The sequence below is a fragment of the Pseudoalteromonas sp. SR45-5 genome (genome assembly GCF_014163565.1).
GTDB lineage: Bacteria > Pseudomonadota > Gammaproteobacteria > Enterobacterales > Alteromonadaceae > Pseudoalteromonas > Pseudoalteromonas distincta.
Genome location: NZ_JACJDN010000468.1, coordinates 1 through 3,270, shown reverse-complemented (window position 1 = coordinate 3,270; position 3,270 = coordinate 1). Strand labels below are relative to the sequence as shown.

4 protein-coding genes are annotated in these 3,270 nt (G+C 38.0%); 3 read left to right on the top strand and 1 reads right to left on the bottom strand.

Annotation, left to right across the window (positions count from 1 at the left end; genetic code table 11):
* The first annotated feature begins 437 nt into the window (after positions 1–437).
* The gene (locus H5072_RS15220) at positions 438–1,025 is read left to right on the top strand and encodes a YceI family protein (RefSeq protein WP_182694000.1); all 588 of its coding nucleotides are present in this window, start codon (positions 438–440) and stop codon (positions 1,023–1,025) included.
* Positions 1,022–1,540 (top strand): DUF1285 domain-containing protein, encoded by a 519-nt coding sequence (locus H5072_RS15215; protein ID WP_182693999.1) that lies wholly within the window; start codon positions 1,022–1,024, stop codon positions 1,538–1,540. The genes H5072_RS15220 and H5072_RS15215 overlap by 4 nt, the downstream gene beginning before the upstream one ends.
* 9 nt (positions 1,541–1,549) lie before the next feature.
* Here H5072_RS15215 and yihA read toward each other — a convergent pair whose 3' ends face one another.
* Positions 1,550–2,218, bottom strand: a complete 669-nt coding sequence (gene yihA / locus H5072_RS15210; RefSeq protein WP_007377272.1) for a ribosome biogenesis GTP-binding protein YihA/YsxC — start codon at positions 2,216–2,218, stop codon at positions 1,550–1,552.
* A 281-nt stretch (positions 2,219–2,499) separates the two neighbouring features.
* Between yihA and H5072_RS15205 the strand changes: the two genes are divergently transcribed.
* On the top strand, positions 2,500–3,132 hold the full coding sequence (locus tag H5072_RS15205) for a cytochrome c (protein WP_182693998.1): 633 nt from the start codon (positions 2,500–2,502) through the stop codon (positions 3,130–3,132).
* Positions 3,133–3,270: the final 138 nt, after the last annotated feature.

The following is a 3,270-nucleotide window of genomic DNA, read 5'->3' as shown; positions in this document are numbered from 1 at the left end:
ATAAAAATGAGAATAACAGCTATTTAATTAGCTATATGCAAGCTTTAGTTAAAATAAGGTTAATTTAAGCAACTATTTGTATTAAATAGTTATATGTTCGTCAATTCGAGCTGTTTTACAGGAATATGATTGTATTTTAATGCGTGCTTTTGTTAAAGTCCCGCCTGTCCTATCCTGTAGGACATCCTGTTGATGATGCATCTGAAAGGGTGCAACAAATTGATAGCTTCTCCCCAGTTTGCTATACCGGCCTACCAACTTGTTTGGTGGGCCGTTTTTTGTTTTACGCCTAAAAATCCTATCTAATTAATTCTTTTTTGCGCTATACCAATTGTATTGTGCATTCGTCACTTCGAGGTGGTTTGGGTACATCGCAGGTGATACCATCGAAGTGCTATCATTTTTATTCTTTTCATTTTATTACTAAGGAGTGCGTTATGTTTAAAGCATTAGCTATTGCAGGTTTTTCTTTATCAAGTTTAGTTATTTCTAATGTTGCTCAGGCCAATTGGCAACTAGTGAATGATAAAAGCCAACTAAGCTTTGTTTCAATTAAAAAAGATTCGATTGCTGAAGCTCACCATTTTACTAACCTTGAAGGTATGCTTTCTGATAAAGGTGAGTTTAGCGTTAATGTTGATTTAACATCAGCCGAAACTCTAATCCCTATTCGTAATGAGCGTTTAGCTACATTTTTATTCGAAGCGGCTAAATTCCCCAATGCTGTTTTAACTGCAAATTTAACTAAAGAGCTAAGTAATATCAAAAAGCCTGGTCAATATGTATTGAAGGGTATTACAGCTGAGCTTGATTTTCATGGTAATAAAAAACCATTGGCAATTGATGTACTCGTTAACAGCACGCAAAGTGGTGATTTAACGGTATCATCATTAACACCTATTATTATTAATAGTGATGATTTTGGTGTAACCGAAGGCGTTAAAAAGCTGCAAGAGTTAGCGGGCTTGCCTTCAATTGCAACAGCTGTGCCTGTTACATTTGCAATAACACTTAAAAAACAGTGATTTCTTTAAGTGAGCTTAGCAAGCGATTAAGCGAGCCAAGCAAACCTTTTGATAGTTGGCAGCCTAACCATTGTGGGGAGCTGCCAATTGTTATTAATAATGAAGGGAAATGGTTTTACGATGGCAGCGAAATAACACGCCCAGCCATGGTGAAGCTGTTTGCTTCTTTATTGTGTAAAGAAGGTGAGCAATTTTATTTAAAAACCCCTGTCGAAAAAATAACAATAACGGTTGAAGATGCGCCGTTTATTATTGTTGATTGGCGCTTTGAAAATACAGCGCAAGGGCAAGTGTTGTGTTGTATTGATAATTTAGCTAGGCAGTGGTTAGTGAGCGCTCAGCAGCCCTTGCATATAAAAGACTACAATGGTTCAAAGGTGCCTTATTTAAAGCTACCGTATGGTTGTAGTGCGCGAGTTTCACGCAGTGTATTTTATCAGTGGGCTGAAAAAGCCGAGTCTGATAAGCTCGGCTATTTTATTAAATCTGCAGGAAAGCAGTTTTATTTATCGTAACGCCAGCGTTTAAGCCTCTGGGTTGGTTTCGTCTGTGATTGTTTCATCGGTAGGTGGTACAGCAATAACAGGACCTAAAAACCATTCATCTAGCTTTTTAGCTACTTCTGGTAAACCGGTGCCCTTTAATGATGAAAACGCATGAACTGTAATATCCCCATCAAGCGTGCTTAATTCACGGCGAACTTGCAGTACTTGTGATTTACGAGGGCCTTGCTTTAGTTTGTCGGCTTTAGTTAATAGTGCCAATACTGGAATCTCACTACCAATTGCCCAGTTAATTAAATCACGGTCTAAATCTTTTAATGGATGACGAATATCCATTAAAATAACAATACCTTTTAAGCTTTGACGCTTTTGCAGATATTCACCTAACGACTTTTGCCATTTCTTTTTCATTTCGATTGGTACTTTAGCAAAGCCATAGCCTGGTAAATCGATAAGGCGCATATCGTCAACATCCGCTAAATCGAATGTATTGATTAGCTGAGTACGTCCAGGTGTTTTACTTGTACGTGCTAGCTTCTGATCGGTTAATGCATTTAATGCACTCGACTTACCTGCATTGGAGCGACCGGCAAACGCAACTTCAATTCCCGTATCAGCAGGTAATTTAGTAATGTCGGGAGCGCTTGTTACGAAAGACGCAGTATTATATTTGATACGAGATTTGAGCACAGGCTCTCCTAAAACTTAAAAAAATAACATTGAGTAAACCAAATTCACTCAGGGCGCGTATTTTATACTATAAAGGATGTATTAAAAAGCGTATTTAACCACCTAAAAACAGCACCTATGGTACATTTAAAACATGTTAAAGCTTAATCTAAGTCAAAACCCTGTAAATTATAAGCTTAATATGTGTAGAAAACGTGCCAGAGAATTTATTATCGTGTAGAATATATGTATTACAACATCACGATTGTAGATGATACAGGGTCGGAAACAGAGAATTCACCATGAAAAAAATAGCACTATCTTTAACAATATTGCTTGGTGCGTTGTCAGCAAGCAACGCAACAGCATTTGATGGCGATGTAAACGCAGGTAAAGAAAAATCAGCAACGTGTGCGGCTTGTCACGGCCCAGACGGTAATGCGCCGGTTAATATTTACCCTAAAATTGCAGGTCAACATCCAGATTATATCCTTAAGCAACTTCAGGATTTAAAATTAGGTATGACGTCAGGCGGCAAAGAAGGGCGTATGGATCCAGTAATGAGCGCTATGGCTATGCCACTTAGTGAGCAAGACATGAAAGATCTAGCTGCTTATTTTTCTTCAATGAACATGACTGAAGGTACTACACCTAAAGATGTTGTTGAAGTTGGCGAAATGCTCTTTAAAGCAGGCGATGCGGAGCGTGGGATTCCATCATGTGCAGCATGTCATGGTCCACGTGGTAACGGTTCATCACTTGCTAAGTTTCCAAAAATTTCTTTTCAGCATCCTGGATATATCAAGTCTCAACTTGAAAAATTCCGTGATGGAACTCGTCACAATGACTTAAATGGCATGATGGGCGATATAGCGAAGAAATTAACAGATAAAGATATTGAAGTACTTTCTCAGTACTTAGGTGGTTTACACTAAAGTCGTATTTATTTAGCAATTAATAATAAATACACTACAATGTTTTACAAAAAGCAGCCCAGGCTGCTTTTTTTGTGTGCAAAATTAACGATATCACCCGTTTAAATGTAAGATATTGACCATGCGTTAGTGTGAGAA